16 protein-coding genes are annotated in these 18,756 nt (G+C 65.6%); 12 read left to right on the forward strand and 4 right to left on the reverse strand.

The genetic code is table 11. From position 1 onward, the window contains the following. The first annotated feature begins 2 nt into the window (after nucleotides 1–2). The 3 genes from ACTU6V_RS06550 (at nucleotide 3) to ACTU6V_RS06560 (ending at nucleotide 6,791) form a co-directional block, all read left to right on the forward strand. Complete coding sequence (locus ACTU6V_RS06550) at nucleotides 3–1,118, forward strand: GuaB3 family IMP dehydrogenase-related protein (protein WP_443467899.1); 1,116 nt, start codon at nucleotides 3–5, stop codon at nucleotides 1,116–1,118. A gap of 55 nt (nucleotides 1,119–1,173) precedes the next feature. Continuing rightward, nucleotides 1,174–1,947 carry an SURF1 family protein gene (locus ACTU6V_RS06555; RefSeq protein ID WP_443467898.1) on the forward strand — a complete coding sequence of 258 codons (774 nt, stop codon included), beginning with the start codon at nucleotides 1,174–1,176 and terminating at the stop codon, nucleotides 1,945–1,947. A 179-nt stretch (nucleotides 1,948–2,126) separates the two neighbouring features. After that, complete coding sequence (locus ACTU6V_RS06560; RefSeq protein ID WP_443475269.1) at nucleotides 2,127–6,791, forward strand: ExeM/NucH family extracellular endonuclease; 4,665 nt, start codon at nucleotides 2,127–2,129, stop codon at nucleotides 6,789–6,791. On the opposite strand, the gene ACTU6V_RS06565 is transcribed toward ACTU6V_RS06560, so the two are convergent. After that, nucleotides 6,725–7,066, reverse strand: coding sequence for a hypothetical protein (locus ACTU6V_RS06565; RefSeq protein ID WP_443467374.1), 342 nt, complete (start codon nucleotides 7,064–7,066; stop codon nucleotides 6,725–6,727). The two genes, ACTU6V_RS06560 and ACTU6V_RS06565, sit on opposite strands and share 67 nt — an antisense overlap. Before the next feature lie 107 nt (nucleotides 7,067–7,173). Here ACTU6V_RS06565 and ACTU6V_RS06570 point away from each other — a divergent pair, with 107 nt between their 5' ends. The 5 genes from ACTU6V_RS06570 to ACTU6V_RS06590 all read left to right on the forward strand — a co-directional run bounded on the left by ACTU6V_RS06570 (nucleotide 7,174) and on the right by ACTU6V_RS06590 (nucleotide 12,475). Continuing rightward, a complete protein-coding gene (locus tag ACTU6V_RS06570) occupies nucleotides 7,174–7,725 on the forward strand; it encodes a DUF3817 domain-containing protein (protein ID WP_443467373.1) in 552 nt (183 codons plus the stop codon). Further along, a complete protein-coding gene (guaA, locus tag ACTU6V_RS06575) occupies nucleotides 7,722–9,299 on the forward strand; it encodes a glutamine-hydrolyzing GMP synthase (protein ID WP_443467372.1) in 1,578 nt (525 codons plus the stop codon). Before ACTU6V_RS06570 ends, guaA begins: the two co-directional genes overlap by 4 nt. 5 nt (nucleotides 9,300–9,304) lie before the next feature. Beyond that, entirely contained in the window at nucleotides 9,305–10,672 is a 1,368-nt protein-coding gene (locus tag ACTU6V_RS06580) for a glycosyltransferase (RefSeq protein WP_443475270.1), read from the forward strand. A gap of 95 nt (nucleotides 10,673–10,767) precedes the next feature. Beyond that, the gene (locus ACTU6V_RS06585) at nucleotides 10,768–11,196 is read left to right on the forward strand and encodes a YciI family protein (RefSeq protein ID WP_443475271.1); all 429 of its coding nucleotides are present in this window, start codon (nucleotides 10,768–10,770) and stop codon (nucleotides 11,194–11,196) included. A 1-nt stretch (nucleotide 11,197) separates the two neighbouring features. Further along, nucleotides 11,198–12,475: an RNA polymerase sigma factor gene (locus tag ACTU6V_RS06590; RefSeq protein ID WP_443467369.1), complete on the forward strand. Its 1,278-nt coding sequence runs from the start codon at nucleotides 11,198–11,200 to the stop codon at nucleotides 12,473–12,475. A 4-nt stretch (nucleotides 12,476–12,479) separates the two neighbouring features. On the opposite strand, the gene ACTU6V_RS06595 is transcribed toward ACTU6V_RS06590, so the two are convergent. Next, on the reverse strand, nucleotides 12,480–12,752 hold the full coding sequence (locus ACTU6V_RS06595) for a GlsB/YeaQ/YmgE family stress response membrane protein (RefSeq protein WP_443467368.1): 273 nt from the start codon (nucleotides 12,750–12,752) through the stop codon (nucleotides 12,480–12,482). 143 nt (nucleotides 12,753–12,895) lie between these two features. Continuing rightward, nucleotides 12,896–13,816 carry a Bax inhibitor-1/YccA family protein gene (locus ACTU6V_RS06600; protein ID WP_443467367.1) on the reverse strand — a complete coding sequence of 307 codons (921 nt, stop codon included), beginning with the start codon at nucleotides 13,814–13,816 and terminating at the stop codon, nucleotides 12,896–12,898. Nucleotides 13,817–13,907: 91 nt separating this feature from the next. Between ACTU6V_RS06600 and ACTU6V_RS06605 the strand changes: the two genes are divergently transcribed. Genes ACTU6V_RS06605 through ACTU6V_RS06615 form a run of 3 tightly spaced genes read left to right on the forward strand, consistent with a single transcriptional unit; the run spans nucleotide 13,908 to nucleotide 16,871 of the window. After that, nucleotides 13,908–14,912, forward strand: a complete 1,005-nt coding sequence (locus tag ACTU6V_RS06605; RefSeq protein WP_443467366.1) for a glycerophosphodiester phosphodiesterase family protein — start codon at nucleotides 13,908–13,910, stop codon at nucleotides 14,910–14,912. Nucleotides 14,913–14,916: 4 nt separating this feature from the next. Next, nucleotides 14,917–15,849, forward strand: coding sequence for an ABC transporter ATP-binding protein (locus ACTU6V_RS06610; protein WP_443475272.1), 933 nt, complete (start codon nucleotides 14,917–14,919; stop codon nucleotides 15,847–15,849). Beyond that, complete coding sequence (locus tag ACTU6V_RS06615) at nucleotides 15,846–16,871, forward strand: ABC transporter permease (protein WP_443467364.1); 1,026 nt, start codon at nucleotides 15,846–15,848, stop codon at nucleotides 16,869–16,871. The genes ACTU6V_RS06610 and ACTU6V_RS06615 overlap by 4 nt, the downstream gene beginning before the upstream one ends. A 30-nt stretch (nucleotides 16,872–16,901) precedes the next feature. On the opposite strand, the gene ACTU6V_RS06620 is transcribed toward ACTU6V_RS06615, so the two are convergent. Beyond that, nucleotides 16,902–17,540 (reverse strand): HD domain-containing protein, encoded by a 639-nt coding sequence (locus ACTU6V_RS06620; protein ID WP_443467363.1) that lies wholly within the window; start codon nucleotides 17,538–17,540, stop codon nucleotides 16,902–16,904. A gap of 123 nt (nucleotides 17,541–17,663) precedes the next feature. Between ACTU6V_RS06620 and ACTU6V_RS06625 the strand changes: the two genes are divergently transcribed. Continuing rightward, nucleotides 17,664–18,626 carry a GlxA family transcriptional regulator gene (locus tag ACTU6V_RS06625; RefSeq protein WP_443467362.1) on the forward strand — a complete coding sequence of 321 codons (963 nt, stop codon included), beginning with the start codon at nucleotides 17,664–17,666 and terminating at the stop codon, nucleotides 18,624–18,626. Nucleotides 18,627–18,756: the final 130 nt, after the last annotated feature.

An 18,756-nucleotide genomic window follows, 5' to 3' on the forward strand; every position in this document is an offset into this window, starting at 1 on the left:
GCATGGACATCGAAATCGGTCGGGCCAAGCGCGCGCGTCGCGCATACACGTTCGACGACATCGCGGTGGTGCCGTCTCGGCGAACCCGCAATCCCGAAGACGTCTCGACAGCATGGGCGATCGACGCCTTCTCGTTCGACACTCCGGTGATCGGCGCTCCGATGGACTCGGTCGTCAGCCCCGAGACTGCGATCATGCTCGGCAAGCTCGGGGGCCTAGGCGTCCTCGACCTCGAAGGACTGTGGACGCGCTACGAGAATCCCGAGCCGCTGCTCGCCGAGATCGCCGCGCTGCCGGACGCGAAGGCGACCGTCCGGATGCAGCAGCTGTACTCCGAGCCGATCAAGCCCGCACTCATCACCTCACGCCTCGCAGAGATCCGCGAGGCCGGTGTGACGGTTGCTGGATCCCTCACCCCGCAGCGCACCCAGGAGCTCTACGACACCGTCGCGGCCGCAGGCGTTGATCTGTTCGTGATCCGCGGCACCACGGTGTCGGCCGAGCACGTCTCCAGCGTCGCTGAGCCCTTGAACCTGAAGAAGTTCATCTACGACCTCGACGTTCCCGTCATCGTCGGCGGTGCCGCCACCTACACGACTGCTCTGCACCTCATGCGCACGGGCGCGGCGGGCGTGCTCGTCGGGTTCGGCGGGGGAGCGGCATCCACGACTCGCGCGACCCTCGGCATCCACGCGCCGATGGCGACGGCCGTCTCCGACGTCGCCGCCGCGCGTCGTGACTATCTCGACGAGTCGGGCGGACGCTACGTGCACGTCATCGCTGACGGAGGAGTCGGCACATCCGGCGACATCGTCAAGGCGCTTGCGATGGGTGCGGATGCAGTGATGCTCGGCGTCGCGCTGGCTCGCGCGACGGATGCTCCTGGACGAGGTTTCCACTGGGGTCCTGAAGCGCACCACCCGCAGCTGCCGCGCGGTCGCCGCGTGCAGACGCCCGGCATCGCGACGCTCGAAGAGATCCTGTACGGCCCGGCTCCGGTCGCCGACGGCACCGCGAACCTGATCGGGGCGCTGCGCAAGTCGATGGCCACGACCGGATACTCTGACCTCAAGGAGTTCCAGCGCGTCGAGGTCGTGCTCGCTCCGTACGAGTCGTGAGCTGCGTCGAGTACTCGTGACGATCCCGGAGTTCCCCCCGACTCTTCGCGAGGTCATGCTGCGTGGCCGCTGGATCGCGGTGCTGTGCGCATGCCTCGTCGTGGCAGGCGTTTTCGCCTTTCTCGGCCAGTGGCAGCTCGACCGCGCCATCGATACCGATCCGCCGCCCGCGGGCATCACCGAGGACGTGCGCGCCCTCACTGCCGTGGTGCAGCCGGGCGAGTACCTCCCTGAGCCGCTGGTCGGCCAGCGGGTCGAGGCCGCTGGCACGTGGATCGGCGGCGACTTCCTCGTCGTCTCGTCGCGATTCAACGAGGGCGACGGTTCTGATGAAGGCGTGGCCGGCTACTGGGTGACCGGGCAGCTCCGGGTTGCCGAGGGCACGTCGATCGCCGTCGCACTCGGGTGGGCACCCGACCGCGAGAGTGCGGATGCTGCGGCGGCTGCCCTTGAGCAGAGCGCGGCAGGCACCGAGGTGGACGTCACCGGCCGCATCATCTCCGATGAGGGCCCCGCACTGCCGACGACGGACGAACCCTTCGGGATGAGCAGGATGTCTCCCGCGATGCTGCTCGGCCAGTGGCACGACACGGAACAGCTTGCGATGTACCGGCCGTATCTCGCGTCGACGACGGCTCCCGACGGGCTGGTCGATATCGTCTCACCCGCGCCGCACGAACTCTCCCCCGTGAACTGGCTCAACGTCTTCTATGCGATCGAGTGGGCGGTCTTCGCCGGATTCGCGTTCTACATCTGGTACCGCCTGGCGAAGGACCGCTGGCAGCTCGAGGTCGAAGAGTTCGAAGAGCGCACCGGCTCCGCGCTCTGACGGCAACGCGCAGGAGAACTTCCGGTGAGCGATCTTCGAATTCCCTCGAGAATGTCTCATCCAGTTCATAGACTCGCTCTGAGGTAGAAGGGGCACTCGCGCTGATGCGAGCGGCCGTCCACCTCCGCGGTGCCTGACCAAGGAGCCGTGTATACGTCGACGTCGAGGAGTACTACCGCATGATGTCCACCCCCTACGGTGCAGCACCCAACGCTGCATCATCGATTTCACGCAGACGGGGGCGCATCGGCGCTCTCGCGCTGACCACCGCATGCGCGATGGGCTTTGGAACGCTCATCGCCTCACCTGCCTTCGCGGCAGCAGACGCCACTGGTGTCGTGATCAACGAGGCCTATCTCTCCGGCGGAAGCGCCGGTGCCGCGTTCACGAACAAGTTCGTCGAGCTCTACAACCCGACAGATGCAGACATCGTCCTCGATGGCATGTCGCTGCAGTATCGCTCCGCGACGGGAACCGGGAACTTCAACAGCGTCATCGCTCTTTCCGGCACGATCCCCGCTGGCGGATACTTCCTCGTGCAGGGCGGGAGCAATGGCACCGCGGGTGCGGCGCTGCCGACCCCTGACCAGACCAGCAGCCTCTCGCCCAGCGGCACGACAGGGACCCTCGCGCTCGTGCAGGGGACCTCGGCGGCGGCTCTCACCCCGGGCTCGATCGTCAGCGCCGACGGTGTCGTCGACCTGCTCGGTTACGGCGGTTCGAACACCTTCGAGACCGCCCCCGCCACCGCCCCTGCGAACAATCAGGACGTGAAGTCGCTGAACCGCGCCGATGGCGTCGACACCGACGACAACTCGGCCGACTTCAGCCTGTCGGCGACGATCACACCGCAGGGAACCGGGACGACGGATCCGGAAGAGCCGGAAGAGCCAGAGGAGCCCACTGAGCCCGTCGCGGTGTCGATCGCCGACGTGCAGGGCACAGGCGACGCCACACCCCTTGCCGGGCAGACAGTCACGGTCGAGGGAATCGTCACCGGCGACTACCGCACCGGCGGCTACCAGGGCATCTCGATCCAGACCGCAGGCAGCGGAGGAGACACAGACGCCACGCCCGGAGCATCCGATGGCATTTTCGTCTACCTGAACGCTCTCGCTCCTGAGCTCGCGATCGGCGACCTCGTCTCGGTGACCGGCGTCGCCGGCGAGAACTACGGACAGACGCAGATCTCACCGTCTGCAGTCACAGACGTCACGGTCGTCACCGCGGGCGTCGGAGCGCCTGCCGCGACGGCACTCGCCGAAACAGTCGTCGGGGCAGACCGCGAAGCGTACGAGAATATGCTCGTCGCGCCCGCTGGCACCTACCGGGTGGCCTCGAGCCACCAGCTCTACAACTACGGCACGCTGTGGCTGAACCCCGGGGACCTCAACGTCAAGAGCACAGAGGTCACTCGTCCCGGTGCGGAGGCTGACGCGATCGTCGCCGCCAACCGCGCGGACCGCGTGCTGCTCGACGACGGTTACAGCGTGCAGGTCAGCAATAACGCGCATCCGGGAGAGCAGCCGTACTTCACCGAAGACGTCGTCGTTCGAAACGGCGATGTCGTCGATTTCGCCGAGGCCGGCTACGTGCTGCAGTACGGCTTCGATGACTGGCGTCTGCAGCCGGTCATCCCCATCGATGACGCGAGCGATGCGACATACAAGGCGGCCTTCACGACCGACAACCCGCGCCCGCAGACGGCTCCGGAAGTCGGCGGTGACGTGCAGGTCGCCGCTTTCAACGTCTTCAACTACTTCACGACGATGAGCGAAGACGACCCTCTGGCCCGCGGCGCGAAGAACCAGGGGTTCTTCGATGTCCAGCGTTCGAAGATCGTTACCGCGATCAACGGGCTCGACGCCGACGTGGTCGCTCTGATGGAGATCGAGAACTCGATCCACTTCGGCGACGGCACGGCAGATGTCGCGCTCGCCGATCTCGTCGACGGCCTCAACGCCGACGCGGATGCTGAAGTGTGGGACTACGTTCCGACTCCTGAGGCACTGCTCGACACCGAGACGGACGTCATCACCAGCGCCATCATCTACCGCAAGGACGCTGTCACGCCGGTGGGCGACAGTGCAGCGCAGATCGACGAGTCGGTCTGGGGCAATGCACGCGAGCCCATCGCGCAGACCTTCGACATGGATGGCCGGATCGTCTCGGTCGTCGCCAACCATTTCAAGTCGAAGTCCGGCGACGGCGCAGAGCCGGCCGACGGCCAGGGACACTTCAACGCCGACCGCACCGCCCAGGCGCAGTCGCTGCGGGAATTCACCGACGAGCTCGCCGAGACAAGCGGCAGCGAAGACGTCCTGCTGCTCGGCGACTTCAACGCCTATGCGAAGGAAGACCCGATCGACGTCTTCGCGCAGGCCGGCTGGACCGACCTGGTTCCCACGAACGCAGCGGGGCAGTACACCTACACGTTCGACGGTGAGCTCGGTTCGCTCGACCACGCGATCGCTTCTCCGTCGCTGGCCGGTTCCGTGACGGGAACGGGCGTCTGGGGCATCAACTCGCCTGAATGGAGCGACCGCGGCTATGCGTTCGGCGCAGCCGAAGCGGGCACACCGTTCCGCTCCAGCGATCATGACCCGGTCATCGTCGGAATCTCGAGCGAGATCCCACCGGTAGACATCGACATCGTGACGATCAACGACTTCCACGGTCGGATCGAGGCTGATGGTGCAGCAGCCGGTGCCGCAGTGCTCTCCGGCGCCGTGAAGTCGGTGCGCGAGGCGAACCCGAACACCGTGTTCGCGGCAGCCGGTGACCTGATCGGTGCATCCACCTTCACATCGTTCATCAATGACGACAACCCCACGATCGACGCGCTGAACGCGGCAGGGCTCGAAGTGAGCGCCGCCGGCAACCACGAGTTCGATCAGGGGTGGGAGGACCTGCGCGACCGGGTGCAGCAGCGCGCGGACTGGGAGTACATCTCCTCGAACGTGTTCCTCACCGAGACCGGTGAGACCGCTCTGGCGCCCGCGTGGGTCAAGGAGATGGACGGTGTCCGCGTCGGCTTCATCGGTGCGGTGACGGAAGAGCTGGATTCGCTCGTGTCGCCCGAGGGCATCGCTGATCTCGAGGTGCGCAGCATCGTCGATTCGGTGAACACGGTGGCTGATGAACTCACCGACGGTGACGCTGCCAACGGCGAGGCCGATGTGCTGGTCCTTCTCGTGCACGAGGGTGCGACGTCGACCGACGTCGCGAGCATCACCCCGGAATCGGCGCTCGGCGAGATCGTCGCCGGTGTGGATGACAGCGTCAGCGCGATCGTCTCGGCACACACGCACCTCGCGTACAACCACGTCATCGACGGCCGCCCGGTCGTCTCGGCGGGTCAGTACGGCGAGAATTTCGGTCTGATGAACCTGCAGGTCGACCCCGAATCGAAGGAGCTGCTCTCAATCACGAACGAGATCAAGCCGCTCACGAAGACGGAGAAGGACCCGGTCACCGGCAAGGACGTCATCACGCCGCTGTACGACGCTGATGGTGCGGTGCAGGCCATCGTCGACGCAGCCAAGCAGGAAGCCGACGTGCTCGGTGCGGAGCCGGTGGGAAACATCACCGGTGACTTCAACCGCGCACGCCAGACCGACGGGTCGGAGAACCGCGGAGGCGAGTCGACCATCGGCAACTTCGTCGCCGACGTTCAGCAGTGGGCAACCGGTGCGGATCTCGCGATCATGAACCCCGGCGGCATCCGTGCGAACCTCACGTACGCCTCCACGGGCGAGAGCGACCCCGACGGCAACGTGACCTTCCGCGAGGCGGCGACGGTGCAGCCGTTCGCCAACACGCTGGTCACTCTGAACCTCACCGGCGCGCAGCTCAAGGGCGTGCTCGAGGAGCAGTGGCAGCCGGAGGGCGCGAGCCGTCCGTTCCTGAAGCTCGGTCTTTCAGAGGGTCTGCAGTACACCTACGACCCGACGGCGGCAGCGGGGGAGCGGATCACCTCGATCACGCTGAACGGCGAGCCGATCGACCCTGCGGTGTCGTACCTTGTTGCGGCGAACTCGTTCCTCGCAGCGGGTGGAGACAACTTCGCCACCTTCGCAGAGGGCACGAGCAAGGCAGACACCGGAAAGATCGACCTGCAGTCCATGGTCGACTGGTTCGACGCGAACGGCACGGCAGCACCCGACCTCGCTCAGCGCGCAGTCGGCGTGACGCTGAGCGCCGCGGATGCTGACGGCTACAGCGCCGGCGACGAGGTCACGATCGACCTCTCCTCGCTCGCATTCAGTGGCGGAGACCCGGTACCCGGCGAGGTCACGGTGTCGCTCGGCGACACGGTTCTCGCAACCGGTGCTGTCGACCCTGCCGTCGTCGACACGACCGACGAGGCAGGACGCGCCAGCCTCGCGTTCACGGTTCCTGAGGGAGTCTTCGGTGAGCAGCTGCTCACCGTCGCGACGGCCGAGGGCACAAGTGTGCAGGTGCCGTTCACGATCGCGGATGCGGGTGAGCAGGAGTTCGCTGGAACCATCGAGGTCGAGGGCAACACTGTCTCGGCAGGCAAGGCGCTTCGTCTCTCGGGCGTGGACTTCATCCCTGGCGAGACCGTCACGGTCGCGCTCGAGTCGAAGAAGGGGAAGGTGATCGACCTCGGCGCTGTCGTGGTCGGCGATGACGGCTCCTTCTCGGCCTCGCTCACCGTGCCGAAGAACACCGACGCCGGACGCTACACCGTGAGCGTCTCACAGGCCGACGGCGACCAGGCCACTGACATGGTCACCGTCAACAAGGGCGGCGGTCATGGCGGCGGCATCGTGGGGCAGATCCTCGACTGGCTCTGGGACCTCCTCACCAGCTGGTTCTGATCGAGCAGTGACGCAGACGGCCCGTCGGGATCAATCCCGGCGGGCCCTCTGCGGCCGCACGCCTCTCCGATCTGGCCAGCGCTGTCGTCGAGCAGCAATTGCGCGTTCGCCGGCTGCGACACGATGAGCGAGAGCGTGTATCCGCGGAACACGGAGGCGGCGGCATCCGATTCGCGAAGTCGAAGCCGGTCTCCGAGCGAGAATGCCTGGGCGTAGAACGCTTCGGTGGCTGAGAGGTCGGCGACTTCGAGTGTGATGCTTTCGATAGTGTTCATGCGCTCAGCGCTACGAGCGCGTGCACGGCGGGCGCTTCTCGCCCGCCCGCCGGCGGCATGATCGAGGACGACCGGGCGCACGGCCGGCCCCGGGTAGACTGAACACCATGCCAGAGCCGAAAGTCGCCTCCTTCCCGAAGATCCGCGGGGCGCTGAAGTTCTATCAGATCGCGTCGATCATCACCGGTGTCATGCTGCTTCTGCTGCTGGCCGAGATGATCCTGAAGTACAGCCCCATCCACCTCGAGCTGTTCGCAGGCGGATCGGGGGGAGTCCTCTGGCTCGCCGACGTCATCGTCGGAGACGGATGTCAGTGGTACTCGCTGTTCGTGCCCGGTGGCATGGGGTGCGAGCTGATCTCCGTCGGCGACGGCACCAACATCTCGCTGCTGATCCTCGTCGCGCACGGCTGGTTCTATGTCTTGTACCTCTTCGCGATCTTCCGCCTGTGGAGCCTGATGCGCTGGCCGTTCAGCCGGTTTATCGTCCTCGCGCTCGGCGGCGTCATTCCGCTGCTCTCCTTCTTCATGGAGGCTCGTATCTCCCGCGAGGTCAAGGCGTACCTCGCATCCCGTGACCCTTCGACGGGCTCAGGGACCGCGACAGGCTCAGGGACCTCTAGCACTGAAGAAACCCACACTCAGGAGGCAGCGCGATGAGCGCAGACACCGCCCAGCGCCCGGTCCTCGTCATCGACTTCGGTGCGCAGTACGCGCAGCTCATCGCGCGTCGCGTGCGTGAGGCCGGCGTCTACAGCGAGATCGTTCCGCACACCGTCAGCGCTGCGGAGATCGCCGAGAAGAATCCGGTCGCGCTCGTCCTCTCGGGTGGGCCTTCGTCGGTGTACGAAGAGAACGCGCCGACGCTCGACGATGCGATCTTCACCCTCGGCATCCCCACGCTCGGCATCTGCTACGGCTTCCAGGTCATGGCGCGCGCCCTCGGCGGCGAGGTCGCCAACACCGGCCTGCGTGAGTACGGCGCGACGGATGCTGCGCTCACCGGTGACGGCGGCGTGCTGCTCGGCGGACAGCCCCGCACCCAGAACGTCTGGATGAGCCACGGCGACCAGGTGTCCCGCGCCCCGGAAGGCTTCGAGGTGCTGGCCTCCACCACCGACACTCCCGTAGCCGCCTTCGGCAGCGACGAGAAGTGCTTCTACGGCGTGCAGTGGCACCCCGAGGTCAAACACTCCGACCACGGTCAGCAGGTGCTCGAGAACTTCCTGCACAAGGCTGCAGGCCTCGCTGCCGACTGGAACAGCGGCAACGTCATCGACGAGCAGGTCGCCCGCATCCGCGAGCAGGTCGGATCGGCGCGTGTCATCTCGGCACTCTCCGGCGGCGTCGACTCCGCCGTCTCGACGGCTCTCGTGCACAAGGCCATCGGCGACCAGCTCACCGCGGTCTTCGTCGACCACGGCCTCCTCCGCAAGGGCGAGCGCGAGCAGGTCGAGCAGGACTACGTCGCGTCCACCGGCGTGCGCCTGATCACTGTGGATGCCGCCGACACGTTCCTCGGACACCTCAAGGGCGTCAGTGACCCCGAGCAGAAGCGCAAGATCATCGGCCGCGAGTTCATCCGCGCCTTCGAGAAGGTTCAGCTCGATCTCGTCGCCGAAGCCAAGGCTTCTGGCGAACCGGTGAAGTTCCTCGTGCAGGGCACGCTCTACCCCGACGTCGTCGAGTCCGGCGGCGGCACTGGCACGGCGAACATCAAGTCGCATCACAACGTCGGCGGTCTTCCCGAAGACCTCGACTTCGAGCTGATCGAGCCGCTACGCACCCTCTTCAAGGACGAGGTGCGCCAGATCGGTCGCGACCTCGGCCTGCCAGAGGCGATCGTCGGCCGCCAGCCGTTCCCCGGCCCCGGCCTCGGCATCCGCATCGTCGGCGAGGTCACCGCCGACCGTCTCGAGATCCTGCGCGAGGCCGATGCCATCGCCCGCGAAGAGCTCACCAAGGCCGGCCTCGACAACGAGATCTGGCAGTGCCCTGTCGTGCTGCTCGCCGACGTCCGCTCGGTCGGAGTGCAGGGCGACGGCCGCACGTACGGCCACCCCATCGTGCTGCGCCCTGTCTCCAGCGAAGACGCCATGACGGCTGACTGGACCCGACTGCCGTACGACGTGCTCTCGAAGATCTCCAACCGCATCACCAACGGGGTGCGCGACGTCAACCGAGTAGTGCTCGACGTGACCTCCAAGCCCCCGGGGACCATCGAGTGGGAGTAGTCGCGGTGGGGGACAGGTCTCTGCCGGATGCAGAGTATCTGGTCCTCTCCAGCCGACTGATTCCCGACCTTGACGGCGGGTACACGGTCGCGACATTGGCGCGCGCCCGCGCGCTGGTGGGCGCCGGAGTAAACGTCTCGCTGCTCACGTTCGATCCGGGGGATGCTACGGCGCACGCCGAGCATCGGTCGATGTTCACCCAGCGCGGCGCGATCGACGCGCCCTCTCGCCTGCGCAACCTCTTCGATGAAGCGGTCACGCCAGAAGGCGGTGCGGCGCAGTGGCTGCGCACCGCGGCATCCGCTGATCTTTCCCAGCCCCGCGAGGCTCGTGAATACCGGATGCTGCGCGACGCCGAATACCGTCCGTTCGCCGCGCTGCCGGTGATCCCCGGCAATCCTGACTGGCATCTCACGGATGAGCCGGTGCTCGTCTACGACGAGTACGGCAGCGTCGTCGGCGGTGTGGCCGGCTTTCGCGGACTGTACCGCGCCTGGCTCGAGCACCTCACAGCGGGGTTCGGCGACCGGCCGATCGTCATCATCTGCGAGTCCCGTCAGCTCGGCGAGCTCATCGCGGACTGGGACGATCCGCGCGTGCGAATCATCCATACGATCCACACCATGCACCTCGAGGCGCCGTACACGCCGGATGCTCCGATGAACGCCCTCTGGACGCGCTGGTTCGCCCTCGCGGACCGCTTCGATGCTGTGGCCTGGCCCACGCAGCGCCAGCGCGATGATGTCGCAGCCCGCTTCGGCGAGAGCATCCGCAGCATCGTGATGCCCAACGGTATCGAGATCACCGCAGGGGAGCAGTGCGCACCCGAGCCGGGCCTGGTGATCTCGCTCTCTCGGCTCGCGCCGGGCAAGCGCATCGATCACATCATCCGTGCCTTCCTCGCAGCGGACGTTCCGGGTTCCACGCTCGAGATCTGGGGAGGCGGTCCCTCGAAGCAGGATCTGGAGACACTCATCGCCGAACTCGGCTGTGGTGACCGCGTGCTGCTGTGCGGAGTCACGGCCACCCCCGCAGAGGTGCTCGAACGCGCCGCCGTCGTGGTTTCTGCCAGTGCATTCGAAGGACAGGGGCTCTCGCTCGCCGAAGCCCTCGCACACTCCTGCCCTGTCGTCTCGTACGACATCCGGTACGGCCCGAGCGATCTTCTCGCGGCCGGCGGCGGTCTCCTCGTGCCCGATGGTGATGAACACGCTCTTGCGGCCGCACTGACACGCGTCCTCACTGAACCGGCGCTGTATGAGCGGCTGGCGCACGAGGCGCCGGCTGCGGCATCTGTCTGGAGCAGCGAGCGCTCTCTCGCCGCCCTCGCCGCCGCAGCGCGCGATGTTCTGGACGCTCCCGCACGCCGCTGAATAGTTTTTCTCGCTCTGTGTCGATCCGGGGTCTTCCCGTTCGACGTCTTCAGTGAGAGGGTCGAAACCGGCCCGGTGACTGGAGGAGAACAATCATGAAGTACATGCTGATCATGCGATCGACCGACGCAGGCGTAGAAGCGTATAAGACCATCCCGTTCGAGCAGGTCATCGAAGCGATGGGCACGTACAACGAGTCGATGATCAAGGCTGGCGTGCTGCTCGCCGGTGAAGGCCTGACCGATGCGGCAGAAGGATTCGTCGTCGACTTCAGCGCCGAGAAGCCGCTGGTCACCGATGGCCCTTATGGCGAGACGAAGGAGCTGTTCAACGGCTTCTGGATTATCGAGGTCGCCAGCAGGGAAGAGGCCATCGAGTGGGCGAGCCGTGCTCCTCTCATCGAGGGCGGGCTCCTCGAGGTGCGTCGTGTCACCGGGATGGACGACTTCCCGGCCGACAACGAGTGGATCCAGAAGGAACAGGGCTGGCGCGACGACGCCGAGCAGCGCGCGCAGCAGCAGTGACATGACCGCAGAAGCTGACGACGCGCCGGTGCGTTCCGCGAGAGATGCGGAGCACACCGTCGCCGCGGTCTGGCGCATCGAATCAGCGAAAATCGTGGCAACGCTGACGCGGATGGTCGGCGACTTCGCGCTCGCCGAGGATCTGGCACAGGATGCTCTCGTCGAGGCGCTGCGGCAGTGGCCCGCCGAGGGAGTGCCGCGGAACCCTGCAGCATGGCTCACGGCGGTCGCCAAGCGTCGCGCGATCGACGGGTGGCGACGCCAGGAGCGCCTCGACGACCGGGTCGCATCGATCGCCCATGACCTTGAGCGTGCGCAGGTGGGCGCTGACACCGATCCGTGGGACCCCGATCTCATCGATGACGACGTGATGCGGTTGATCTTCATCTCGTGCCACCCGGTGCTCTCGCGTGAGGCAAGCGTCGCGCTGACCCTGCGCGTCATCGGCGGTCTCTCGAGCGAAGAGATCGCCCGCGCCTTCGTCGTGCCCACCGCCACGGTGCAGCAGCGCATCGTCAGAGCCAAGAAGACTCTGGGAGCTGCGAAGGTACCTTTCGAGGTGCCGACGCGCGACGAGTATGCGCAGCGCCTGTCTGCGGTTCTCGGCGTGCTCTACCTGATCTTCAACGAGGGCTATGCGGCCAGCAGCGGCGAAGACTGGATGCGCCCTGACCTCAGCTACGAGGCGATCCGCCTCGCGCGCGTATTGACAGCGCTCGTGCCTCGCGAGCGCGACGCGCACAGTCTGCTCGCCCTCATGGAACTCACCGCTGCGCGCTTCCCCGCGCGCGTCGACGCGCAGGGTGAGCCGATCCTGCTCGCCGATCAGGACCGTCGCCGTTGGGATCGCGGATGCATCTCACGCGGTCGCTCGGCTCTCGAGAGGGCGGATGCTTTCGGCAGGGGCCGTGGTGCCTATGGCCTCCAGGCAGCGATCGCGGAATGTCATGCGGTGGCAGCCTCCGTTGAAGAGACGGACTGGGAACGGATCGTCGTGCTCTATGAGGCGCTGGGGCGGCTGGCGCCGTCGCCGGTCGTGGAACTGAACCGGGCAGCAGCGGTGGCGATGGCAACAGGTCCAGCATCCGCTCTGCGCATCATCGATCAGCTCGCCGCCTCCGATGCGCTGCGCGGCTACCACCTGCTTCCCGCGACGCGAGGCGAACTGCTGCTGCGGCTCGGCAGAAAAGAAGAAGCGCGCTCCGAGTTCGTGGCCGCCGCGAAACTCGCGGGGAACGACAGGGAGCGCGCCCTTCTAGAGGCGAAGGCCTCCGACTAGTAGGTCAGTCGCGGACCTTGTTGCCACGGCCGACGATGAGGCCGTAGATCAGTAGCACGATGATCGCGCCACCGATGGCGAGAGCCCAGGTGCCGAGATCCCAGAACTCAGTGAGTGGTCGGTTGAAGAGGAGGCTGCCGATCCATCCGCCGAGAATGGCTCCGACGACCCCGAGCAGCAGCGTGATGAACCAGCCGCCACCCTGCTTGCCAGGAAGGATCAGCTTCGCGATCGCACCGGCGATGAGGCCGAGAAGAAGAAAACCGAGGAAACTCATGATGCGCTCCTTTACGTCGTTGGTGACGATGTACACACATCATGCTCTTGCTGGAGATTCTCAGACAACCCCTTGACGGAGTGTCTCTGGTACGAGCGAGGGGCCCATCTCCGAAGAAATGAGCCCCTCTGCCGTGAAAATCTTTAGTTGCTGCCGCGGGCGATCGCGATGATGCGCAGGATCTCGACGTACAGCCACACCACGGTGACCATGATGCCGAAGCCGCCGACCCAGCCGTACTTGCGGGGTGCGCCGTTGCGGACACCCTGCTGGATCTGATCGAAGTCGAGCACCAGCGAGTACGCGGCCATGAAGACAACCAGGACACCGATGATCAGGCCCAGCGGGATGCCGGCGATCGTCATGCTGCGCAGGCCGAAGGCCTGGTCGCCGGGAAGGACGTTCGTCCACATGAGAATCAGGTTCAGCACCGAGAAGACGAGGTAGCCGAGCATCGCGATCATGAAGATCTTCGTCATCTTCTTCGAGGCGCGGATCTTGCCGCTGGCGAAGAGAGCGAGCGTCACACCGACAACAGCGACCGTCGCGAGCGTCGCCTGAATGACGATGCCGGGGTACATGGTCTCGAAGAATGCCGAGATACCGCCGACGAACAGTCCCTCAAGCGCTGCGTAGCCGAAGATCAGCGCCGGGCGCACCTTCTTGCGGGAGGTGAAGGTGATGATCATCGCAAGGACGAAGCCGCCGAGTGCGCCGATGAGCATCGGAGCCATCGAAGCGCCCGCGCCGGGGATCGCCTCTACGCCACCGAGGGTCCATACCCAGCCGATCGCGGCGGTGACGAGGAGAATGACGAAGAGTCCCGCAGTCTTCCAGACGGTGTCTTCGACGCTCATCCGGTCGGTCTCGATCGCGCCGGCTGGCGGGGCTGCGTACATTCCCTCGAGCTGTGCGTTGGCGGCGGCATCCACCGCGCCGTGCGCGAGCGATGCAGTCTGGGAGCCCTGAACACCGGGCTGGGAGCCGGGCGCACCAGGGTAGGTGGCGACGTTGCGCGGATCCTGCTTCTGGAACGCCGGGTTGTTGAACGCGAAATTGCTCATGGTGGTTGGGCCTCACTCCGAGAGGTTTGAAGGTCGCTTTCCTCTACGATACCGGCGGAAGCCTATGAGCGGGGTGTTCTAACCTGAAACCATGCTTAGGAAATCGCCGCTCGTCATCGGCCATCGCGGCGCTCCCGGCTACCGTCCAGAGCACAGCAGGTCCTCGTACGAACTCGCGCTCGCGATGGGGGTGGATGCTGTCGAGCCCGACGTGGTCGCCACCAAGGACGGCGTGCTCGTGGTCAGGCACGAGAATGAGATCTCCGGCACGACGAATGTCGCAGACCATCCGGAGTTCGCCGACCGCAAGATGACCAAGCGCATCGACGGGGAGCCGTTGACGGGGTGGTTCACCGAGGACTTCACCTGGGAGGAGCTGGCGACCCTCCGAGTGCGCGAGCGGCTGCCGGAGCTGCGCGTCACGAGCGCGTCCTTCGATGACACGCAGCCGATTCTGCGCCTGATCGATCTGCTCGACCTCGTGCGCGACGGATCCAGTGATCACGGTCGGGAGATCGGCGTCGTCCTCGAGGTCAAGCACGCCACCTACTTCGCAAGCATCGGTCTGGATCTGGCTCCGCTGATCGCGCGCGACCTGCGTGCGGCAGGCTGGGCGGACGGCGAGCTGCCACTGACCATCGAAGCCTTCGAATCGACCGTTCTTCGACAGCTGCGTGCCGCGGGCGTCTTCGCGTCGTACATCTACCTGATCGAAGCATCCGGCCGCCCTTACGACCAGCTCGTCGCTCACGGGCGCCAGGCGCTCACCTACAAGGCGACCGTCACGCCCCAGGGCTTGGACGGACTCGTCGGAGAAGTGGATGGCATCAGCGTCAGCAAGCGCATGCTGCTGGCCGCAGGAAACACGATCGTCCAAGACGCCCACGAACGAGGCTTGACGGTCTTCACGTGGACGGCGCGACCGGAGAATACGTTCCTCTCCGCGGAGTTCCGCGGTGACGGCAGCCCGCAGGCCTACGGAGACTACGAATCCGAGTGGTCGGTCATCGCTCGCACTGGCGTCGACGGCGTCTTCGTCGACCATCCTGATCTCGGGGTGGCATTCTTCCGCGAAGGATGGTCCCTGACAGACTGACCGGATGAGCGGAATCGCAGCCGAAGGTGTCAGCAGATCGTTCGGCGCGGTGCACGCAGTGCGAGCCGCGAGTTTTCGTGCCGAGCGCGGTCGCGTCACAGGTCTCGTCGGTCCCAACGGCGCCGGCAAGACGACGCTGCTGCTGATGCTGGCATCTCTGCTCGCCCCCGACTCTGGCACGATCCGCATCGGCGACGTTGATCCGATCGACGATCCGCTGAGCGCAAGACGACTGCTGGGCTGGATGCCGGATGCGCTCGGTGCCTGGCCGTCGCTCACCGCGCGCGAGACGATCGTCACGACCGCACGCCTCTACGACATTGAACGGGATGCTGCGGCGGCGCGCGCAGCGGAGTTGCTGGCCCTGGTCGGTCTGGACGAGCTCGCGGATGCCCCGGCGAAGGTGCTCTCGCGCGGGCAGAAGCAGAAGCTCGGCCTGGCGCGGGCGCTCGTGCACGACCCTCAGGTGCTGTTGCTCGACGAACCGGCATCGGGGCTTGACCCTGAAGCGCGCGTGCAGCTGCGCGTGCTGTTGCGGCGGCTCGCGGCCGAGGGGCGCACGGTGCTCATCTCAAGCCACATCCTCTCTGAACTCGAAGAGGTCATCGACGATGCGGTGTTCCTCGTCGCCGGTTCCGTCGTCGACGGTGCGCCGGCACAGGCCACCGAACGCGCCTGGCGCATTCGTCTTGCGGGGACTGATGCCGGGCGGCTGCCTGCCGATGCCGACCAAGTGGCCGCGGCACTGGCCATGGAGCCGGGTACGCTCGGCATCGACCGAAATGCCGTCATCGTCGGCTTCGAGACCGAAGCGGCGGCAGCCGCAGGGCTTCGCCGGATCGTCGAGTCGGGTCTGGGCGTGAGCGAATTCGCCCCCGCGCAGAGTGCGCTCGAACACACCTTCCTCAACCTGCCGCGGACGGAGCCTCGAGCATGAACTTTTCGCACATCGGCACCATTGCCCGGCTCGAACTGATCCAGCGGCTGCGCAGTGTCGGCTGGTACATCTTGCTCGGCGTCTTCGCGCTCATTCTGCTCGGTGTCACCGTGCTCTCCTTCGCGGTCTACTCATTCACTGAAGCGGCGGGCGCTGGCGTCTACTCGATCGTCGTCAACGTCGTGCTGCTGTTGGTCGTGCTTGTCTCGCCGACGCTGAGTGGCAACGCGATCAACGGCGATCGGGATGCCGCAACGCTGGCGGCGGTGCAGGTGACTGCGGTATCCACCGGCGACATCATGGTCGGCAAGCTCGTCGCTGCGGTCGCCACCGGCGGGGTGTTTCTTGTTGTCGCGGTGCCGTTCCTCGCGCTATCGCTGGTCGGTGGGGGAGTGCATCCGGCGACACTCGCGGTGTCGCTGCTCGTGCTCGCCGCCGAGATCGTCATCGTCGCAGGCATCGGGGTGGGCCTGAGCGGCCTCATCGCGCGCCCGCTGTTCTCGGTCGCGGCGACCTACCTCGTTGTTGCGGCATTGACGATCGGCACCCTCATCGCCTTCGGGCTCGGTGGCACGGCGCTGCGCAGCGAGGCAACGAGCTACAACCGTCCCTACGACAGCATGGGAAACGTCGACTGCGACCGCTGGGAGACCTACACGCACGATGTACCGCGCTTCGATCGGGTCTGGTGGGTGCTCGCGGCGAACCCGTTCGTCGTACTCGCGGATGCCACCCCCACCGTTTACGACACGAACGGCTGGCCGGTGGATATGTTCGGTCAGGTCAAGTACAGCGTGCGCAGCTCGCAGCTGCCGCCGGAGGATTACCGCTGGGACGAGTGCGATCGGCCGACGATGCAGAACCCTTCACCTGCACCGCGTGAGGTGATCGAAAGCACTGTGCCGAGCTGGTTCGTCGGTCTCGGCATTCAAGTCGTCCTTGCCGGCGGGCTATTCGCTGGCGCCTGGGCGCGTACGAGGACTCCGGCTCGGATGCTGCCACCGGGAACTCGGATCGCCTGAACATCGCGCACCATTTCGGGCCATTTCACATCACTCTGACCAAGCATTGTTGCGGATGACCTCAACAAAGTCTCCGCGCTGGAAGCCGGGAAGGAAGTGCTGGAGCACATCGGCCTTGACGTTGCCGAAGGTGGTGTCCGGTCGGTCCTTGAGGCCGTCGGTGAAAGCGGCCAAGATCTGGTTCTTGAAGTCTGGGCGCGGGTGGGCCTGGACGACATTCTGACGTTGCTGGTCGGTGATCGCGTTGTATCCGATGCCCAGCACGTCAAGTTCGACGCCGCGCGTCACGAGAGCGACCACGGGGTCCATGTGGAGTGGGATTTCCGGGGTGGTGTGCAACGCGATAGCGTTCCACACCTTGTCACCAGCCTCACCGTCGATACCGTACTCGCTGAGGAAACTGCGGGCCACATCGGCAGCGTCGATCTCAAAACGCTGGTCCGTACGGCGATACTTTTCGGTCAAGCCGAGGTCATGGAACATCGCTCCGATGTACAGCAGCTCAGGGTCGTAGTCGAGCCCCTGTTCTTGCCCACGTAGCGAGCCGAAGAGAAACACTCGACGGGAGTGATCAAAAACCAGGTCGTTGGCGACGTCACGCAGCAGGTCGGTGGCGTCTCGCGCCATTTTGCTGTCGGGAACTGTCACGCCGGCAATGATTTCAGTCATGGTAGGTGCCTTTCGTCGAAGTCATGAGTTTGCTTGCTTCTCATTTTTGCGCCGCGGGTAGAGTGAAGCCATGTCCCGATTGTCATATAACCCTCGGTTTCGGACTTGAGTCACCGTATCGGAGTGTTGGTCTTCGATGGCATGACGCTGCTCGATGCCAGCGGGCCAGCCGAGGTGTTTCACCTAGCCGACCCTTCGCGCAGTCACTACGAGGTGACTTTCATCTCGGTCGAGGGCGGGCCGGTGGCCTCGTCGTCCGGCCTCGTGCTCGCTGACACGATCGCTGTAGCAGAGGCAGGGCCGTGTGACACCGTGCTGGTAGCCGGTGGCGAGGCGCTGGTGAATTTCCCACAGGACCCTCAGCTGATGGCTGCGGCGGAGACCTTGTCCGCTTCAGCACAGCGCGTGGCTTCGGTGTGCACGGGCGCGTTCGTTCTAGCTGCGCTGGGATATCTGGACGATCGTCGAGCCACGACACATTGGCGTCACGCGCACCAGCTAGCGCAGTGGCATCCGCGAATTGTCGTCGAGCCGGACGTGATCCATGTTCGGGACGGTCGCTTCCTGACCTCGGCAGGGGTGACGGCGGGAATCGATTTGGCATTGGCGCTGGTTGAAGACGACCTCGGGGTGGAGGCGGCTCGGAATGTAGCTCGTGAACTGGTGATGTTCATGCACCGCCCGGGCGGGCAAAGTCAGTTCTCCACTGCATTGAGCCATCCTCCGGCAACGAACGGGCTACTCCGCGCGGTGATGGATATGGTCGTGGCCGATCCTGCGGGGGACCATACCGTGAGCTCGATGGCGGCGGCAGTAGGGGTGAGCGTGCGTCACCTCAACCGGATCTTCCATGCCGACATCGGGACCAGCCCTGCGCGATGGCTGGAACAGATCCGCGTAGACGCTGCACGAACCCTGATCCTGGACGGCCACCCGATCACTCTCGTAGCTCAACTCAGCGGAATGGGCACCGATGAGACTCTCCGGCGAGCATTCGCTCGTCAACTGGGCATAACGCCGACGGCCTTCAGAGCGCGGTTCTCTACGACGCAGGGTGTTCGCCAACAGCCGGACGCACCCATCTGAGCACGACCAGGCGGTCGCCACCGGGGATGCCGCGGAGCCGGTTTCCGACACGCCACGGTCCGTTCACCTCCCGGTCGGATGCCGTACTTCTCTCCGACAGCCGGAGTCGGTCGACTGGGCAGGTTCCTCT

This window comes from Microbacterium zouquanmingi (assembly GCF_052266675.1).
Lineage (GTDB): Bacteria > Actinomycetota > Actinomycetes > Actinomycetales > Microbacteriaceae > Microbacterium.

Excerpts from the sequence above, each read along its gene's own strand:
- ACTU6V_RS06585 (WP_443475271.1), top strand. The coding sequence starts at position 10,768 with ATGAAGTACATGCTGATCATGCGATCGACCGACGCAGGCGTAGAAGCG.
- ACTU6V_RS06620 (WP_443467363.1), bottom strand. The coding sequence starts at position 17,540 with ATGACTGAAATCATTGCCGGCGTGACAGTTCCCGACAGCAAAATGGCG.
- ACTU6V_RS06550 (WP_443467899.1), top strand. The coding sequence starts at position 3 with ATGGACATCGAAATCGGTCGGGCCAAGCGCGCGCGTCGCGCATACACG.
- ACTU6V_RS06605 (WP_443467366.1), top strand. The coding sequence starts at position 13,908 with ATGCTTAGGAAATCGCCGCTCGTCATCGGCCATCGCGGCGCTCCCGGC.
- ACTU6V_RS06555 (WP_443467898.1), top strand. The coding sequence starts at position 1,174 with ATGCTGCGTGGCCGCTGGATCGCGGTGCTGTGCGCATGCCTCGTCGTG.
- ACTU6V_RS06615 (WP_443467364.1), top strand. The coding sequence starts at position 15,846 with ATGAACTTTTCGCACATCGGCACCATTGCCCGGCTCGAACTGATCCAG.
- ACTU6V_RS06560 (WP_443475269.1), top strand. The coding sequence starts at position 2,127 with ATGATGTCCACCCCCTACGGTGCAGCACCCAACGCTGCATCATCGATT.
- ACTU6V_RS06595 (WP_443467368.1), bottom strand. The coding sequence starts at position 12,752 with ATGAGTTTCCTCGGTTTTCTTCTTCTCGGCCTCATCGCCGGTGCGATC.
- ACTU6V_RS06570 (WP_443467373.1), top strand. The coding sequence starts at position 7,174 with ATGCCAGAGCCGAAAGTCGCCTCCTTCCCGAAGATCCGCGGGGCGCTG.
- guaA (WP_443467372.1), top strand. The coding sequence starts at position 7,722 with ATGAGCGCAGACACCGCCCAGCGCCCGGTCCTCGTCATCGACTTCGGT.
- ACTU6V_RS06610 (WP_443475272.1), top strand. The coding sequence starts at position 14,917 with ATGAGCGGAATCGCAGCCGAAGGTGTCAGCAGATCGTTCGGCGCGGTG.
- ACTU6V_RS06600 (WP_443467367.1), bottom strand. The coding sequence starts at position 13,816 with ATGAGCAATTTCGCGTTCAACAACCCGGCGTTCCAGAAGCAGGATCCG.
- ACTU6V_RS06590 (WP_443467369.1), top strand. The coding sequence starts at position 11,198 with ATGACCGCAGAAGCTGACGACGCGCCGGTGCGTTCCGCGAGAGATGCG.
- ACTU6V_RS06565 (WP_443467374.1), bottom strand. The coding sequence starts at position 7,066 with ATGAACACTATCGAAAGCATCACACTCGAAGTCGCCGACCTCTCAGCC.